Origin of the sequence: Bartonella melophagi K-2C, assembly GCF_000278255.1 — a bacterium.
GTDB classification, from domain to species: Bacteria; Pseudomonadota; Alphaproteobacteria; order Rhizobiales; family Rhizobiaceae; genus Bartonella; species Bartonella melophagi.
Genome location: NZ_JH725081.1, coordinates 215,294 through 232,724 on the forward strand (window position 1 = coordinate 215,294; position 17,431 = coordinate 232,724).

The window sequence follows — 17,431 nt, forward strand, 5'->3', positions numbered from 1 at the left end:
CAGATACTCTTAAAATAAATATTCTATAGTATGTTTTTTATACATAACATCCAAAAAGAAAATAAATATGTCTATTTTTTAAATTCTTCACGCATTTGATTATATCAAACAATATTTTTATGGTGATATCGTATCATTTTCCTGTGTTTATAAGCCTCTGATATTATAAAAACAAATAGTCTACTTTTGCTTTTTTTAAACATCCTTATTAGCTCATTCTATAATATCTTGAGCCGTAATATTATTATAATTAAATTTATGTAAATCTCCATCTGTAACTATGCCATACAACTTGTATATATTTATTTATACAAATAAATTGCTTCATCAAAAGCACTATACACAAATCCTGCTTGATTTTTATAGGCAGATATGATTGTTTTTTCGCAATCAAAAAAAGGGGGAAATTTATGGTTGCGCGTGTTACAACAATTGCTTTTCGTGGCTTAGAAGCAATCCCTGTTGATGTACAGGTTATGATTGCTCCTGGTAGGATAGGAATGGCTATTGTTGGATTGGCAGATAAAGCTATCGCAGAAAGCCGTGAACGTGTGCAAGCAGCCCTGCATGCTTGTGGACTTTCCATGCCTAACAAACGAGTTACGATTAATCTTGCACCAGCTGATTTACCTAAAGAAGGCTCACATTATGATCTCCCCATTGCAATAGGCTTAATGCTTGCTATGGGACTTCTTCCCCCAAAAATAGCACAAAATTATATCATTTTAGGAGAATTATCACTGGATGGATCTATTACTGCTGTCAACGGGGTTTTACCAACCGCAATGACAGCTTTATCACTTAATAAAGGGTTAATTTGTCCCCATCAATGCGGACCTGAAGCTGCATGGGCAAATGCAGATATGGATATTCTCGCACCCGATACACTTCTTGCTATTGTCAACCACTTTAAAGGAACACAAATCCTAAAGCGTCCACAACCACGCCAATATACAATCCAAACTGAGTTACCAGATCTTTGTGAGATTAAAGGACAAAAAGCTGCCAAACGTGCTTTAGAAGTATGCGCAGCTGGACGGCATAACCTTTTATTTGTAGGTCCTCCTGGCGCAGGAAAATCTATGTTAGCTCAATGCTTACCTTCTATTTTACCGCCTCTTGATAATCGTGAACTTTTAGATGTTTGTTTGATTGCCTCTATTACCGGAGAAACAGTACACAATACTATTTCACGCCACCGTCCCTTTCGCTCTCCTCATCATTCTGCTTCCATGGCAGCAATAATTGGTGGTGGGCTCAAAGGAAAACCAGGAGAAGTAACACTTGCGCATAATGGTGTTTTATTTCTCGATGAATTGCCTGAATTTTCTCCACAAGTCCTTGATTCTCTTCGTCAACCCTTAGAAAGTGGAGAATGTATTGTTGCCCGCGCTAACCACCATATTAGTTATCCCGCTCGCATCCAGCTCATTGCTGCAATGAATCCTTGTCGATGTGGCATGGCAGGCGAAGAAGGCCATGTTTGTGCTAAAGGTCCACGCTGTCAGAACGATTATCAAGCTCGTATTTCTAACCCTTTGCTCGATCGAATTGACTTACGCATTTGTGTGCCTGCTCTAACAGCTATGGATCTCATGCAACCAGAACAGTCCGAAAAAAGCTGTGATGTTGCAAAACGCGTTGCACGAACCCGTGTTATTCAAGCCAAACGTTTTGCAAAATTGGGCCTTGGTCATATTCGCACTAACGGTGATTGCCCTGGCAAAATTATTGAACAAATTGCTATTCCAGATCAAAGTGCGACCACATTGCTACAAGATATTAGTGAAAAAATGTGCTTTTCTGCACGTGCTTATCACCGTATCCTCAAAGTTGCACGCACTATCGCTGATCTTGATGAAGTAGATCAACTTTCACGTCATCATCTTGCAGAAGCCATTTCCTATCGATTAAACAATGAAAAATTAACAACTATTAGTTAAAGAAGTTATTCGTCAATAAAAATTAATCGGAAAATAATATAAACAAAACTTTATTAGTTTGTCATCATGCACTAAACGTTTCAGAATATAATTAAGCGCATCAACTCATTTTGTATTTTCTACAAAAACACTATGCATTTCCCTCTAACAATTGTAAAGCTATACACCTACCACCCAATAAAATAGTAGCAATCAATTTATTAGATCATTCAGCTATAAAAATAAAAGCTCATAATCATCAAAAAATACTATTTTCTTTTAGTTATAACTTGATCAAAATAGTGAGCATTTTCATAGGTTAAAATATCTGATATTTTCTAAAATTGTCAGAAGAAAACACCATAATTCGTACATTTATCCAGAACACGTGTGGATAGAATGTAAATCTCATTGTAAACGTTTTTTAAGCATAAATATAAAGAAGAGCACTCTTTGAGTAAAAAATAAAGATATCATCCAACCTTCCTTCTCTCCTTCTAGCCAAACAAAGGCTAAAATAAAAGCTTTACAGTATTTGTGTACGAAAAAAATTATTCCACCTAATTATAGAGTAACAAATGTTGAATATATATTTGATATACGATAAATGCTTTACGTAGTTATGCTATAAATAACATATTAGAATATTAAACCTGAAAAGAGCTAATAAAATATTGATTCAAATATAGAAATGGATTGACTTATGAGTGATGAAACAACCTCACCCTTAAGTGGTGAGTATGGTGCTGCTTCCATTAAAGTTCTCAAAGGTCTTGATGCTGTACGCAAACGTCCCGGCATGTATATCGGTGATACTGATGATGGTTCAGGTTTGCACCACATGGTTTACGAAGTTGTAGACAATGCTATTGATGAAGCTTTAGCGGGTCACGCTACTCTTGTAAATGTCACGCTCCATGCCGATGGATCCTGTTCTGTTCGTGATAATGGACGTGGAATTCCAACTGATATTCACCCAACAGAAGGCGTTTCAGCAGCTGAAGTCATTATGACACAACTTCATGCTGGTGGAAAATTTGATCAAAATTCTTATAAAGTGTCAGGAGGATTGCATGGCGTTGGTGTTTCTGTTGTCAATGCACTTTCAGTTTGGTTGCGATTACAAATCAAGCGTAATGGTAAAATCTATGAAATGTCGTTTACCCGTGGAGTGGCTGATTCTCCACTTAAAATTGTTGGTGATTGTGATGCAGAAAGTGGAACAGAAATCAGCTTTTTACCAAGCCCTGAAATCTTTACTAAAGTTGAATTTGATTTCGAAACTCTAGAACGTCGTTTGCGAGAATTAGCTTTTTTAAATTCTGGTGTACATATTCTTCTCACAGACCAACGCCATGCTGATGTCCAATCGGTAGAATTACACTATGAAGGTGGATTAGTCGAATTTGTAAAATATATTGATCGATCTAAAAAAGTGCTCATCGATAACCCTATTTACATTGCAAATGAAAAGGACGGGATGAGCGTAGATGTTGCTTTGTGGTGGAATGATTCTTATCACGAAAAAGTATTATGCTTTACCAATAACATTCCTCAACGTGATGGAGGAACCCATTTAGCAGGTTTTCGTAGTGCCTTAACACGCCAAATCAATGGTTACGCTGAATCTTCAGGTATTACAAAAAAAGAAAAGGTCAATTTAACTGGTGATGATTGTCGTGAAGGATTAACAGCTATTCTTTCAGTTAAAGTTCCTGATCCCAAATTTTCCTCACAAACAAAGGATAAATTGGTTTCTTCTGAAGTACGTCCTATTGTTGAAAATTTAGTGAATGAAGGTCTTTCAGCATGGCTAGAAGAACACCCTAATGAAGCGAAAATTCTCATCAGTAAGGTAGTGGAAGCTGCCGCAGCCCGTGAAGCAGCACGCAAAGCACGCGAACTCACACGGCGAAAAGGAGCTCTTGACATTACTTCACTTCCAGGAAAACTTGCTGATTGTCAAGAACGTGATCCTACAAAATCAGAAATTTTTATCGTTGAAGGGGATTCAGCTGGCGGTTCAGCTAAAAGTGGACGTTCACGTCAAAATCAAGCGATTTTACCTTTGCGTGGTAAAATTCTTAACGTTGAGCGGGCACGTTTTGATCGGATGCTTTCATCTGAAATGATTGGCACACTTATCACTGCTCTTGGAACTTCTATCGGCAAAGATGAATTCTCACCTGATAAATTACGTTATCATAAAATCATCATTATGACAGATGCAGATGTCGACGGAGCTCATATTCGCACTTTGCTTCTTACTTTCTTCTTTAGGCAAATGCCTGAATTGATTGAGCGTGGTCACCTTTATATCGCACAGCCGCCCCTTTATAAAGTATCGCGTGGTAAGTCTTTTCAATATATTAAAAATGAAACAGCATTTGAAGAATTTTTGATTGATGCAGGATTGGAAGATACAACATTAGAATTATCAACAGGTGAGATACGTGCAGGCGCTGATTTACGCCAACTCGTTCAAGATGCTTGTTTGTTACGCCAACTTTTAAATGGTCTTCATACCCGTTATGACCGCAATATTGTTGAACAAGCAGCAATTACTGGTGTTTTTAACTCTGAAGCTTTTGTAACACCAGAGAAAACCCAAAAAACAATAGATAATGTCGTGCAGCGCCTTGACTTAATTGCTGATGATATGGAACGTGGTTGGAGTGGGTATAGCACACCAGATGGAAGTTTGTGTTTTGAGCGCATTTTACGTGGTGTTAAAGACGCTGTTGTGCTCGATACAGGGCTTATAAATTCAGTAGATGCACGTCAAATTGATCGTGTTTGTCAAAATCTCATAGAAATATATAACCCTCCCACTCTTCTGCGTCGCAAAGATAAATCAGAGCATATTTTTGGACCAACGAGCTTATTAGAAAGTATCTTTGTAAACGGTAAAAAAGGCATCACTCTACAGCGTTATAAAGGTCTTGGAGAAATGAATGCTGAACAGCTTTGGGAAACAACCCTTGATCCTGATGCGCGCTCTCTTTTACAAGTTAAAATCAATGATGCAACTGACGCAGATTCTCTCTTTTCCCGTTTAATGGGTGATGAAGTTGAGCCACGGCGAGTTTTTATTCAAAATAATGCTCTAAGTGTTGCCAATCTTGATATCTAAAAATACTTTTTTGTTTTAAGCTTAAGCGCCATAGGTTTTGCGTATTACTTTTTTGTATGTAAGAATTTTCTCTATTCTTCATTTACATAAAAGAAAAATAAGGAAGGTCGTCACATATGCCAGCTGAAATGAAACGCATAGGGGCTGACGGTGGCATGGAATATTCTTTTGGTTTCACAAAAGTTGATGAAATGCAAAAGCAGTCTATGGTCGATGATGTATTTCATTCTGTTGCGACAAACTATGACAAAATGAATGACATTATGTCTCTTGGGCTGCACCGTATGTGGAAAAATTCCATGGTTGCATGGCTCTCTCCACCAGCGATTTCGGGCTGGAAAATTCTTGATGTAGCTGGTGGTACTGGTGATATCGCTTTTCGTATTCTCAATGCTTCACGCAAACAAGTTCACGCTACAGTACTTGATATTAATAATTCGATGCTCAACATTGGCAAAGAGCGTGCACATAAAAATGGTCTTGCTCCTTTTATTGATTTTGTTGAAGCCAATGCAGAAGATCTTCCCTTTGAAAATCAAAGTTTTGATGCTTATACAATTGCTTTTGGAATTCGCAATGTGCCACATATTGATAAAGCTCTTAAGCAAGCTTTGCGTGTTTTAAAGCCGGGCGGACGTTTTTTATGTTTAGAGTTTTCAAATGTCGAAATGCCTTTTCTTGATAAAATTTATGACCTTTGGTCTTTTTATGCCATTCCTCAACTTGGTCAACTCATTACTGGTGATGGCGATGCCTATCGTTATTTGGTTGAATCCATTCGTAAATTTCCCAAACAAGACGATTTTGCCCATATGATTAGTCGTGCAGGTTTCTCGCGAGTATCGTATCGCAACCTAACCGGTGCTATTGCAGCATTACATTCAGGCTGGAAGATCTGAAAAATGGTACAAATTTCTGCTTATTTTCAACTTATGCGTGCAGGATGGATTTTAGCGCGTGAGGGTGTCCTTAGTGCTCTTCCAAGAGAAGGTCTTCATGGCCCTCTGGCGACATGTCATCATATAGCAAGAATTTTAGCACGGCGTAAAACAAAAAAGAAGCACCGGTCTGAAAATATGTCACACGCCATTAATAAGCTTGGCCCCTCTTATATTAAGCTTGGTCAATTTCTTGCCACCCGACCTGACATTGTAGGGCGTGATATTGCTAAAGATCTGGCACAGCTACAAGACTGTGTCCAAACATTTCCTTGTACTGCAGCTATTGTTCAAATTGAAAGTTCGCTAGGTCGCCCTATGGATGATTTATTCATAGACTTCTGTCCGCCTATTGCTGCTGCTTCTGTTGCCCAAGTTCATCCAGCTGAATATTATGATGAAACAGGTCATAAAAAAAAATGTGCCGTTAAAGTTATCCGCCCCAATATCAGAAATCGTTTTGCCAAAGATCTTAAAAGTTTCTACCTTATTGCCCGTTTGCAAGAGCGTTATATTCCCGCTTCTCGACGTTTACGCCCTGTTCGTGTGGTTGAAACTTTGGCACAAACTACCCGTATTGAAATGGATTTACGCTTAGAAGCAGCTGCTCTATCAGAAATGGCTGAAAATATTCAAAATGATGTAGGTTTTCGGGTGCCTCTTGTTGATTGGGAAAGAACAGGGCGCGATGTTTTAACGATGGAATGGATTGATGGCATAAAAATGTCTAATATTCCAGCACTTAAAGAAGCAGGTTTTGATTTAAAAAATTTAGCAACCACGCTTATTCAATCTTTCCTTCGCCACACACTACGGGATGGTTTTTTTCATGCTGATATGCATCCTGGTAATTTATTTGTAGATCGGCAAGGGTGTATTGTTGCAGTTGATTTAGGAATTACAGGGCGGCTTAGTAAAAAAGAAAAATATTTCCTCGCTGAAATTCTTTATGGTTTTATTACTCGTGATTACTATCGAGTGGCACGTGCCCACTTTGAAGCAGGATATGTACCACCTCATCACAGTATTGAAAGTTTTGCTCAAGCCAACCGAGCTATTGGTGAGCCTATTCACGGACAATCAGCGCAAAGCATTTCCATGGCCAAATTACTCACACTTTTGTTTGAAGTTACTGAATTATTTGACATGAAAACCCGACCTGAACTTTTGTTGCTGCAAAAAACTATGATTGTTGTAGAAGGTGTAGCTCGTACATTGGACCCAGCTTTTAATATGTGGAAAGCCTCCGAACCAGTTGTTAAAGAATGGATTGGCAAAAATTTAGGACCTATGGGGCTTATCCAAGATTTTAATGAGGGAGCACAAGCATTGTTTTCACTAGCACGTCAAACACCAAAATTAGTAAAAAACTTTCAACGTATAGAAGAAAATCTCAGCCAAATAACAAAAACAGGACTGTATCTTTCCCCTCCCACCTTTAAGCACTTTGTTTTCGAACAAAATCGTAATCACCGTTATAGCCGTTATAATTTATTTATCACGACCCTTTGTCTCATTATTCTAGGCTTTTTTCTTTTTCATTTTTTCTAATTTGCTTAATATGCTAAAAAGAATAAAGTTTATGAAATCATTGAAATCACTTTATTCCTTTGGAAGCATTTTATGGCCAGTATCACTATCCGTAATCTTTCACCTGAAACCAAAGCAATGTTGCGCACAAGGTCTGCACAAAATGGTGTTTCTATGGAAGAAGAAGCCCGTCGTTTGTTAAGTAATCCCAGCGCATTATCCATACCACCATTACAAGCAAGTACTGTCGAAATGCAATCATTGCAATCAAAATCTGTGCTTCTCATTATCGGCGGTGGAATTGCTGCCTATAAAGCACTTGATTTGATTCGTCGTTTACAAGAACGTGGAGCGCATTTGAACATTATTATGACAAAAGCGGCTCAAAAATTTGTTACCCTCTTAGCAGCTGAAGCTCTGAATGGTGGTGCTGTATATAGTGATTTATTTTCACGTGAAAAAGATCATGATATTAGTCATATTCGGCTAGCACGTAATGCTGATTTAATTATTTTAGCACCAGCTAGTGCTAATCGTATTGCAAAAATGGCCGTCGGTATAGCAGATGATCTAGCTGGTTGTGTGCTTTTAGCAGCACGTTGTCCACTTTTGATTGCTCCAGCTATGAATCCGGCTATGTGGGCTCATCCTGCAACTGTACGTAATGTCGCACAATTGCATGCCGATGGGGTTCATATAGTAGGACCAGAAAGTGGTAAAATGGCTGAACGAGATGAAATAGGTTATGGACGTATGAGTGACCCTTTAACCATTGTAGCCTCAGTAGAAACTCTTTTGAGAGAGCAAGAAAAACCGCTTTCTGGTCGTCATTTTATTGTTACTTCTGGCCCCACATACGAACCAATTGACCCGATGCGTTATCTTGCCAATCGCTCCTCAGGCAAACAAGGCCATGCAATTGCAACAGCTTTAGCCAACTTGGGAGCTGTAGTAACACTTATTTGTGGACCTGTTAATCTTCCTGATCCACAAAATGTAAAAACTATTCACGTGGAAACGGCTTGTCAGATGTTAGAAGCTGTTCAAGCTGCACTACCCGCTGATGGTGCTATTTTTGTTGCTGCTGTTTGCGATTGGCGTAGCCAAACGCAATCTTTACAAAAAATCAAAAAGGAGAATAACAAAATCCCACCATCTTTGCATATGGTTGAAAATCCTGATATTTTGGCAACTATCGGTCACGCTTCAAACCGACCCCCACTCGTGATTGGTTTTGCTGCTGAAACATGTGACATTATTGTGAACGCACAAAAAAAATGTGTTCAAAAAGGAGCAGATTTCATTCTTGCAAACGATGTTTCTCTCCACACTGATGGAACAAGCGTAATGGGTGGAGATACAAACAAAATTTGTCTGGTCAGTAAAAAAACTGTTGAACAATGGCCATGTATGAGTAAACAACAAGTAGCTAAAAAATTAGCAAAGATTATTGTGTCATTTTTTCATTCTCTTTCCACCACTGATTAAAAGAAGAAAGAGCTTCTTGTTTCAATAAAAATAAAAATTTTTAAAAGTTGATGATGTTTTAAAAACACAACATAAAATAAGAGATAAATTTTAATTAATACAATTTACGTAAGGACCATATAATTTACCAAACAGAGCTTATATAAAACACCATTAATACAGGCTATGATGATGTTATTTATTTAATCTATCTCTTGTTTTCTATTCTTCTCTTCTTATCTATCGTTTATGATTTTTACCGCTACTTATTTGGCTCTAAAACGCCTTTCTACCCCGCAATATTGCATCATGATGTTAAAAATTTTGGGGCTTACTTGTATTGTTTTCATCATTATATGGCTACTCATACACAAGCTTTTTATGCCTTATCTTTGGCTTTGGATTACGCATTTTTTTCCCATATTAACAGATTGGATAGGATTATTAAAACTTAGCACATTAATCATTCTTAACTTTGCCCTAGCTTTTTTGGCGCCTTTTCTGATTGCTCCAACTACCGCTATAATTGGTAGCTTTTTCGTTGATGCCGCCGCTGAAATTATTGAAAAAGAAGATTATCCCAATGAACCTGTTGGGCAAACTATGTCGTTTACGTCTTCGCTTATTCTCTCTTTAAAATTTGCTGTCATAAGCTTTTTAGGTAACGCAATTGCCTTTATTTTATTTTTCATACCAGGTGTTAATTTGATCGCTTTTTACGTTATTAATGGCTATATGTTAGGTCGTGAATATTTTTTGCTCTCTGCTTATCGTTTTCAATCCCAGAAAGAAGCCCATAGTTTCTTACGCATCCATCATATGACAGTATTTTGGGCTGGTTTAGTGATTGCGTTTTTCGTTTCTATTCCCATTGTTAATTTAGTAACACCACTTTTTGCAGCTGCCTTCATGACATATTTATATAAAATGCTTCCCCATAATCACTCTACACTTATTACATTAAAATAACTCACATCCAAAAAATAATTTATACTCAATCAAGTCAAATAGTCGACCTACGAAAGAGGCATTTCATTCCGGAATTAATTTTATATTTAATGTAATCTGACGATACTAAAAAATACAAAATTACATATTTTAAACATGATAATCTATTGAAATAATTAATTTTATTAATAAAATGTGTTTATTTTATTGGTTTTATTTTTCTCATAAAAGTACAGCTTAAGCTGGTAATACTTGTAATTGAGATTATCATGCCGCTTTTAAAGCCATATACTTATAAATTAATGATTCAAAGCACTACATCATGTATTCATAAATTGAAGCATATTTTTAAAAAATTCATTTTTATGAACAGCATTTTCCCATATAAATTTTTGCTCTCATTATTTCATAAGTTATTATAATGCTATAGTATTAAAGTTCTTTTGGCTGAAAATTTACATTATTCGGTTGATAATTTAATCTTTGTTGACTTATCACAAAAAACAGATGAAAAATTTTCCTGCTAAAATGAATAATGAAATTTTATTTTATCTATCAATATCTCAACAGTCAGTAACAAACAGATATCAAAAATTTTGCAAAATAGTTCAAATTTTAGCTATTATGTTTTTGCAGTAAATGTCATTAATCAAATATTAAAGGAAATATCTTTGATTAACCAGAGTAACTCTACAATTAAAGTGACCAAACAATACATCCTTACCTGCCGCAATAGGATTTAATATTCAAATAAACAAGCAAACTATATTGCTAAAATTGTTAACAGATTTATTAAAGGAAATACTCTCAACTCATGCCATTGTTGCTCTATTAATAAACAAGGGAAGCTAAAATGATATATTGAAAGCTAACACTGGTAAAAAAATAAAACAAATAGTTGATTAATCAGTCAAAAGAATCCGACTATTCAATCCCAATATGCCCTTAAGCCATATAAAGTGTATAACATCTAAAGGGAGGTTACCAAATGAATTGGATTACAAATTATGTTCGTCCTAAAATTAATTCTATATTAGGTCGCCGCGAAATTCCAGACAATCTATGGATCAAAGATCCTATTAATGGTGAAATGGTATTTCATAAAGATTTAGAAGCTAATCAATATGTGAGTCCTTCTTCTGGTCATCACATGCGCATTAGTGCTAAAAATCGTCTCATGCATTTTTTTGATGATGGTGTTTATACATTACTTGAAAATCCAAAAGTTGTCACAGACCCATTAAAATTTCGCGATACAAAACGCTATACTGATCGGTTAAAAGAATATCGCTCTAAACTTGGTGTTGATGATAATATCTTAAATGCACGAGGAACTATTGAAGGCTTACCAATTATTGCCACCGTTCAAGACTTTGCCTTTATGGGTGGATCGCTTGGCATGGCCTCAGGGGAAGCTATTATCAAAGCTTTTCACACTGCCATTGAAGATAAATGTCCCTTGGTTCTTTTTGCTGCTTCTGGTGGAGCACGAATGCAAGAAGGAATATTATCACTAATGCAAATGCCCCGTACAACAGTAGCAATTGAAATGATGAAAGAAACAAAACTTCCCTATATTGTGGTTCTAACCAACCCTACCACCGGTGGTGTAACTGCTTCTTATGCGATGTTAGGAGATATCCACATTGCTGAACCTGGAGCCATGATTGGTTTTGCGGGGCCACGTGTTATTCAACAAACCATTCGTGAAACTTTACCAGAAGGCTTCCAAAGTAGTGAATACCTGCTTAATCATGGTATGATTGATATGGTTGTATCACGCTTGGAAATGAAAGCCACTATTGCACGGCTTTTACGCTTGATGATGAAACATTCTGCACCCCAAAAACCTTCTTACCCATCATCTCAAAATTCTCAAACAGTATTTTCTGAAACAAATGCTGCTTAAATTATGAAAAAAAGCCGCACACAAAAAGTGATTGATGATTTACTGGAAAGCTATCCCAAAAAATTTGCTCCTTCTTTAGAACGTATTTCTCGTCTTTTAGAGTGTCTTGGCAGCCCACATTTAAAACTTGCACCCATTATTCACATTGCTGGAACAAATGGTAAAGGATCTGCTTCAGCCATTTGTCGGGCTTTGTTGGAAAGTGCAGGCTACCGCGTTCATGTATACAGCTCTCCTCATTTGGTGCGTTGGAATGAACGCTGGCGACTAAGCGGTCAATTTGTCACAGATAGCCAACTGATCAAAACAATTCACCAAATTATAGAAATAAACCGTAACGAACCAATCGCTGTTTTTGAAATTCTCACAGCAGTCGCTTTTATGTTGTTTAGCACAAATCCAGCTGATGCAACAATTGTAGAAGTTGGATTAGGAGGGCGTTTTGACGCTACCAATGTAATTAACAAGCCAGCTGTATCCCTTATTATGCCTATTGACTATGATCATGAAACCTTTCTTGGCAACACTATTGAACAAATTGCTTTTGAAAAGGGGGGAATTATCAAACAGACTGTTCCTGTGGTCATTGGCAAGCAAAATTATGATATAACTCATTCTGTTTTAAGCACTCTTGCTGATAAAAATAAAGCACCTTATTTTATTTTTAACCAGGATTATCAAAGTTATGAAGAATATGGACGTATGGTATTCCAAAACAATCAAGGTTTAATGGATTTACCACTTCCTAATCTTATCGGCGCTCATCAAATTGCCAATGCTGGTGCTTCTATCGAAGCAATCTATCAGGCAGGATTTCAACTTTCACAACAAACAATAAGCAAAGCTTTGCGCAATCTTTACTGGCCAGCACGAATGCAGCACCTCACCCATGGACGACTGGTTGATCAACTTCCTCCAAGTACTGATTTATGGCTAGATGGCGGACATAATCCCGCTGCTGGAAAAGTTGTTGCAACGGAATTTACACAATGGAAAAAAAAATCAAACCGTCCTATTATTATGATTGCTAGTATGCTTAAAACTAAAGACGCTATTGGTTATTTTCGTCCCTTGGCCAATCTCGTAGATAAAGTTTACACGATCCCATTAAATTCCAATGATGCGAATGTATGCCCAACAATCTTAGCTCAATCAGCTCAAAAAGTAGGACTTATTGCTAGCCCACAAGTTAATCTACAAACTGTTTTTCATAAAATTAGTTTAGAACATAAAGATGCAATCATCTTTATTGGTGGCTCTCTTTACTTTGCAGGTGATATTTTACGTGACAATGAAACACCACCATGCTAAAAAATTTTCTTTCATAGAGCTTTAATAAATAGAATTTTTTACCATGAAACTTGATTGTACTCTTTATCAACATCCTAAACTTATCACTGTTTTCGGTGGATCAGGTTTTGTAGGACGACATATCGTTGAAACTTTAACCAAACAGGGTTATCGCGTTCGCGTTGCTGTTCGCTATCCGCAAAAAGCTTACTACATGTTACAAGTAGGTGAAGTGGGCCAAACCCAAATGCTTGCAACTGATATTAAGAACCGTGCTTGTGTTGCCCGTGCATTGCTTGGAGCAGACGGTGCAATCTTTCTTCCTGGAAGCTTAACACAAGCAAGCCAGTCGAATTTTCAAAATGCACAAATTGATGGCGCAAAAAACGTTGCAGAATTATCAGCTCAAGCGAATATTCCGCTCATTCACATGTCTACACTCATCGCCAATGATGAAAATACCTCGTGCTCTTATGCTCATGTCAAATTTACAAGTGAGCAAATTGTGCGTCACAGTCATCCTCAAGCAATTATTATGCGCCCATCGGTTATTTTTGGGCCGGAAGATTGCTTTTTTAATACCTTGGCAAACCTATCTCGTTTTTCGCCTATTATACCACTTTTTGGTGGTGGGCAAAGCAAATTGCAACCTGTTTATGTTGGTGATATCGCTGAATTTGTTGCACGCGCTTTGGAAGGAAAAGTTGCTTTTGGAAAAAGTTATGATCTTGGTGGGCCTGTAGTTATGACATTTCAGAATACCGTTGAAAATGTACTAAAAATCATTCACCGCAAGAAAATAGTTTTATCTATGCCTCTTTCTATTGGTCTCTTCATTGGAAATATTTTAGGCAATATCGGTAAAATACCCTTATTGCCGGAACTTATGACAGCTGATCAAATACGCTTCCTACAAATAGATAATATTGTCTCTCAAGAAGCTATTAAAAATGGACGAATTTTAGAAGGGGTCGGGATTACTCCTAAAACAATGAGCGCTATTTTACCCAGTTATCTATGGCGGTTTCGTCCTCAAGGGCAGTTTTCTAAAAGTTTATCAGCTTAACACATTTTTTGTGATTAAATTGATAATATCTACACTTTTAAAATCTAAAAGAAAAAGAACAGATGTACTGACGCTCAAATTTTATTCATGTGTTATTTTTCAGACAATATAACTTCATAAATAAATTCTTGGGCTTCCTTTTTGCAATGTCAAAATCACTGCAAACTATTAGTGTTTTGCTTTATCAACAGAATTTATGATATTCTTTATTACCTGAGGGTATAATCATTCACTATATCGGTATATTATATCAATATATTGTCGCATAAGCTCATGAAAATCTAAAATCATATAAACATATAAAGAAATCTTTATATGTGGGTGCATTTTTTAATCTTCTTTAATCACTTTGAACAAAGTAATTTTAAAGGAATAAAAATAATAGCTTAAATATTACGTTATCAAGGATACCGAACTTGCTGTTTTAGCAAGAAATCTGGTATTCCTTGCCAAAAATGGAAATATTCAATCTGATGATTTGTCGTAAAGAATTTTCTTCTAATCAACCTTTAAGTGAAACATATATTTTTTGTACAGAAAACTACAAAAATAAAGTAATCGTTTTGCCCAAATATTCTAATGAAAAAGTTGCATACCTTTATCTTGATCGGTTAGAAATAAAATCAAACGTCCTATTGGAAGATATAAGCCATCTATATTGGAGTTACCTACAAAAACCTTATAAGCCAAATCATAACCGTTATTAAAACGTTTCCCTGGTAAAAAAGGAGATGCATCGTGCACAACTTTGGTGACTATACCTCCAAAGAAAAAACTCAAAAAATCATTCAAATTTATACCAGTATTTTTTGCTTCTTATTCTTTTTTTCTCCATTGCCAGCTGTTGCTCAATCGTTAGCATTTCCCTCTCTTTCTAACTTCACTTGGCCAGATGGTTCATGGCTTATTTTAGCACTCTTTGGGGGAATTTCTTGTGCCTCACTGCTCGTATGTATAACGGTTATTATGGCTATAAAAAAAGCTTCATGGAAACCGTTAAAAATGCTTCAAGCAGATTTTTTTGAACAGCTTAAATATTATGAATGGCTTTTTGAAGAAACAGAGCAGTGCCTTCTTATTTGGAAAAATCCAACAGCCTTACCGCATATAGTTGGTAATATTTCCGCATTACAAAAAATGGAAATTAACCAGAAAAATTTTCAATGTTTTGGGCGTTGGTTAGAAGAATTATCTCTAAGACAACTTGATCAGGCACTGATTCAATTGCGTTGCAATGGTTGTCCTTTTGAGCTTTCTATTACTACAACAAATAAAATATTGTTGCAAGTTACAGGCGTCATTGCAGGAACAGCGGCCATTGCGCGTTTTCAAGATATTTCAACGCAGCAAAGTGAAAATATTCGTTTACAGAAAAATATCGCCGAGTTACTTAAGGAACTGAACCTACAACGTAACCTTCTTGATCATATTCAAGAACCTGTGTGGGTCCAAGACTGTAAAGGGAAAATCTGCTTTATTAATCGCGCTTTTCGAGAAATAACAGGCTTTAAAGAAGGCAGCAATCATATAACTGATCTTTTCAATGAAGCCACACAGTGCAAAACAGGTGAAGCAGAAACAGTTTTTCAAGAACATGTGCATACAGTTATTGATGGAGAACGGCGCCACTTTCACCTCACCCGTGTCACAACAGCAGAAGGGATGGCAGCTTTCGCCCGTGATGATAGTGCACATGAAAATCTTACCAAAGAAATGAGACGAATTCTTCAAAATCATTGTGAGACACTCGACCAAATTTCAACAGCTGTGGCAATTTTTGATACTCATCAAAAGTTAAAATTCTGCAATCATGCCTTTAAGGTTTTATGGCCACTGGAAAATTCTTTTTTAGAAAGTGAACCAAGTCATTCATTGCTTTTGGAACAATTGCGTGAAAAAGGATTGCTTGGTGAACATCCTGATTGGCGTGCATGGAAAGAAGAGCTTTTTAAAGCTTACCAGAAAATAGAATCGGACCAACAAATTTGGAATCTTCCCGATGGACGTACAGTGCGTGTTATTGCCAGCCCTCATCCGCAAGGGGGTGTTACTTGGTTTTACGAAAATCTTACTGAAAAAATTGATCTTGAGCGACGTTATAATACATTAATCAGAATACAAGGAGAAACACTTGATAAACTTTCCGAAGGTGTAGTGGTTTTTGGGACTGATGGTCGCCTTCGTTTATCAAATCCTGCCTTATCAAAATTGTGGTCTTTACCTTATAATTTATTAGTAGAAGGGACCCATATTACACAATTACAAACCCATTGTTCAACTTTAACAGTGGGGCAAGAATGGGAACAATTTACCAAATTTATCACTGGTTTTGCTGATAAACGTGATGCATATTCAGGTCGCATAGACTTAAAAAATGGAACGATTATTGATTATACATTGGTACCATTGCCCAACGGACAAACAATGCTAACGTTTGTTAATGTCACCGATAGTGTTCATATTGCGCGCGCACTACAAGAAAGGAATGAAGCTCTAGAAAGTGCTGATCGTTTACGCAACGAATTTGTCCAACATGTTTCTTATGAATTACGTACACCTCTTACCAATATTATTGGATTTTCTGACATTTTACGCGACCAAATTTTTGGCTCTATCAATGAACGCCAACGTGAATATCTTGGCCATATCCAATCAGAGTCAAATGCTCTTTTGAATATTGTTAATGATATCCTTGACCTTGCAACTCTTGATGCAGGTATTATGGAATTAGACATTAAACCAGTTAACATTGCCGATGCTATGGCACAAGCAGTTGCCCGAGTAGAAGAACATCTTAACGGGCGCTATATTACATTTTCACAACAGATTTCTCCTTCTTTAAATTTTATTTTGGCTGATGCGACACGTTTGCATCAAATTTTTGTTAATATACTTAGTAATGCTGTCAATTTTGCAACGGAAGAAAGCACGATTGAATTTTGTGCAAATAAACAAGGAGACAACATTGTTTTCAGCGTCCATAATGAAGGATTTGATATTCCAACTGATATTCTGGATCGTATCTTTAAACGTTTTTCTTCTCGTCCGCACCATGGTGGACGTGCAGGAGCGGGTCTTGGCCTCTCTCTTGTCAAAAGCTTCGTTGAACTCCATGGTGGACATGTTAAAATTTTAACTGATACGGGCCAAGGGACAACAGTTAAATGCTTTTTTCCAGTGCAAAAAGGGGATATAATTTCTTAATCTTACTTTTAGTTATTATAACAA

At 36.8% G+C, this 17,431-nt stretch carries 11 protein-coding genes; all 11 read left to right on the forward strand.

Annotated features, from left to right (window positions below):
• Positions 1-410 precede the first annotated feature (410 nt).
• The 11 genes from ME3_RS00855 (at position 411) to ME3_RS00900 (ending at position 17,407) form a co-directional block, all read left to right on the forward strand.
• A complete protein-coding gene (locus ME3_RS00855; protein ID WP_007476232.1) occupies positions 411-1,943 on the forward strand; it encodes a YifB family Mg chelatase-like AAA ATPase in 1,533 nt (510 codons plus the stop codon).
• 682 nt (positions 1,944-2,625) lie between these two features.
• A complete protein-coding gene (gyrB, locus tag ME3_RS00860; protein ID WP_007476234.1) occupies positions 2,626-5,055 on the forward strand; it encodes a DNA topoisomerase (ATP-hydrolyzing) subunit B in 2,430 nt (809 codons plus the stop codon).
• A gap of 116 nt (positions 5,056-5,171) precedes the next feature.
• Positions 5,172-5,954 carry a bifunctional demethylmenaquinone methyltransferase/2-methoxy-6-polyprenyl-1,4-benzoquinol methylase UbiE gene (gene ubiE / locus ME3_RS00865; protein WP_007476236.1) on the forward strand — a complete coding sequence of 261 codons (783 nt, stop codon included), beginning with the start codon at positions 5,172-5,174 and terminating at the stop codon, positions 5,952-5,954.
• Positions 5,955-5,957: 3 nt separating this feature from the next.
• Entirely contained in the window at positions 5,958-7,544 is a 1,587-nt protein-coding gene (ubiB, locus tag ME3_RS00870) for a 2-polyprenylphenol 6-hydroxylase (RefSeq protein WP_007476238.1), read from the forward strand.
• Positions 7,545-7,616: 72 nt separating this feature from the next.
• Positions 7,617-9,011 carry a bifunctional phosphopantothenoylcysteine decarboxylase/phosphopantothenate--cysteine ligase CoaBC gene (coaBC, locus tag ME3_RS00875; protein ID WP_007476240.1) on the forward strand — a complete coding sequence of 465 codons (1,395 nt, stop codon included), beginning with the start codon at positions 7,617-7,619 and terminating at the stop codon, positions 9,009-9,011.
• 228 nt (positions 9,012-9,239) lie between these two features.
• Positions 9,240-9,959: a sulfate transporter family protein gene (locus ME3_RS00880; protein ID WP_007476242.1), complete on the forward strand. Its 720-nt coding sequence runs from the start codon at positions 9,240-9,242 to the stop codon at positions 9,957-9,959.
• 967 nt (positions 9,960-10,926) lie between these two features.
• Positions 10,927-11,847: an acetyl-CoA carboxylase, carboxyltransferase subunit beta gene (accD, locus tag ME3_RS00885; protein ID WP_007476244.1), complete on the forward strand. Its 921-nt coding sequence runs from the start codon at positions 10,927-10,929 to the stop codon at positions 11,845-11,847.
• A gap of 3 nt (positions 11,848-11,850) precedes the next feature.
• Positions 11,851-13,158, forward strand: a complete 1,308-nt coding sequence (locus ME3_RS00890; protein WP_007476246.1) for a bifunctional folylpolyglutamate synthase/dihydrofolate synthase — start codon at positions 11,851-11,853, stop codon at positions 13,156-13,158.
• A gap of 43 nt (positions 13,159-13,201) precedes the next feature.
• The gene (locus tag ME3_RS00895; protein ID WP_007476248.1) at positions 13,202-14,203 is read left to right on the forward strand and encodes a complex I NDUFA9 subunit family protein; all 1,002 of its coding nucleotides are present in this window, start codon (positions 13,202-13,204) and stop codon (positions 14,201-14,203) included.
• 473 nt (positions 14,204-14,676) lie between these two features.
• Positions 14,677-14,910, forward strand: a complete 234-nt coding sequence (locus tag ME3_RS07345) for an adenosylhomocysteinase (protein ID WP_198002710.1) — start codon at positions 14,677-14,679, stop codon at positions 14,908-14,910.
• A gap of 31 nt (positions 14,911-14,941) precedes the next feature.
• On the forward strand, positions 14,942-17,407 hold the full coding sequence (locus tag ME3_RS00900; protein ID WP_007476250.1) for a sensor histidine kinase: 2,466 nt from the start codon (positions 14,942-14,944) through the stop codon (positions 17,405-17,407).
• The last annotated feature ends 24 nt before the right edge of the window (positions 17,408-17,431 follow it).

Bases quoted from the DNA above. Each gene is read 5' to 3' on its own strand.
- ME3_RS00855 (WP_007476232.1), top strand. From the start codon at position 411: ATGGTTGCGCGTGTTACAACAATTGCTTTTCGTGGCTTAGAAGCAATC.
- gyrB (WP_007476234.1), top strand. From the start codon at position 2,626: ATGAGTGATGAAACAACCTCACCCTTAAGTGGTGAGTATGGTGCTGCT.
- ubiE (WP_007476236.1), top strand. From the start codon at position 5,172: ATGCCAGCTGAAATGAAACGCATAGGGGCTGACGGTGGCATGGAATAT.
- ubiB (WP_007476238.1), top strand. From the start codon at position 5,958: ATGGTACAAATTTCTGCTTATTTTCAACTTATGCGTGCAGGATGGATT.
- coaBC (WP_007476240.1), top strand. From the start codon at position 7,617: ATGGCCAGTATCACTATCCGTAATCTTTCACCTGAAACCAAAGCAATG.
- ME3_RS00880 (WP_007476242.1), top strand. From the start codon at position 9,240: ATGATTTTTACCGCTACTTATTTGGCTCTAAAACGCCTTTCTACCCCG.
- accD (WP_007476244.1), top strand. From the start codon at position 10,927: ATGAATTGGATTACAAATTATGTTCGTCCTAAAATTAATTCTATATTA.
- ME3_RS00890 (WP_007476246.1), top strand. From the start codon at position 11,851: ATGAAAAAAAGCCGCACACAAAAAGTGATTGATGATTTACTGGAAAGC.
- ME3_RS00895 (WP_007476248.1), top strand. From the start codon at position 13,202: ATGAAACTTGATTGTACTCTTTATCAACATCCTAAACTTATCACTGTT.
- ME3_RS07345 (WP_198002710.1), top strand. From the start codon at position 14,677: ATGATTTGTCGTAAAGAATTTTCTTCTAATCAACCTTTAAGTGAAACA.